1 protein-coding gene and 1 pseudogene are annotated in these 1,011 nt (G+C 44.9%); both read left to right on the forward strand.

From position 1 onward, the window contains the following. Positions 1–557 (forward strand): annotated as a pseudogene (locus A3757_RS26135) (hypothetical protein); the annotation flags it as partial. Between the two features lie 141 nt (positions 558–698). Further along, on the forward strand, positions 699–1,011 hold a 313-nt coding region (locus tag A3757_RS01990; protein WP_231878188.1), incomplete at its 3' end, for a MotA/TolQ/ExbB proton channel family protein.

Raw genomic sequence — 1,011 nt, forward strand, 5'->3', positions numbered from 1 at the left:
CCATTATTAGTCATGAGTCACCTGCAAAGCTTGAAACATTTCGCATGCTGGCAACTAAAACAGCACTCCCCGACTCAGATGACTTAAGAGCCCTTTTCGAGCTACTTCAATATGATATTCAGCAAAACCGCCAAAGCCACACCTACCAAGGTGAAGTAATTACAGTAGATGGCCAGCGAAAACAGACGGTTATCCAACGCATTGGTACGTTTACCACGACCAGCGAAGGTAATTTTCTTGTTCACAACCCGGCGAATAACACTCTAAATACGCTTCCAATACAACCAAATTCAAAATACCAAAGAGTCGTTGAGCAAGCCGAATACCAGGCTCTAAGTCCCAACACACCCCTTACAGCGGTAATCGACCCTTCGAACGGTTTGATACTTGAACAGCTGGCACTGATTCCCAGCTTGGAAGATCGCTTCCACCAAGGCGGATATATTGGCTACGCCATTGTCACATTAGGTTTACTAGGGCTCTTACTAAGCTTGTTTAGATGGTTAACAATCAGCTACTCTCAACGAGCAATCAAAAAACAAATGAGATCACCGTAAATTGCAGACGCTAGCAATCCTCTTGGCCGAATAATTCAGGCCTATCAGGCATGCAAAGGAAATGAGGAAAGCAGTTCAAGTGACGAGCAAAGTACTCAGCTAAAACATGATACGCTTGAAGTTCAGCTACAAGAGATCGTTATGTCCGAGATGCCTAAGCTGGATAAGGGCCTGGGGACAATCAAACTACTCGCTGCAGTCGCCCCTCTTCTGGGCTTACTCGGCACCGTTGTTGGCATGATCAATACCTTTCAAAGTATTACTTTAGTCGGAAACGCAGACCCAAAACTAATGGCTGGCGGGATATCACAAGCGCTAATGACTACAGTTCTTGGACTACTGGTAGCCGTGCCACTACTATTCTCTCACAATCTGTTAGCAGCAAAGTCGAAAAAGGTTCTTATGTTCCTTAGCCAGCAAAGCCTAGGCTTTATTGCAAAATATATGAGTGAAC

It is taken from the genome of Oleiphilus sp. HI0117 (genome assembly GCF_001635235.1).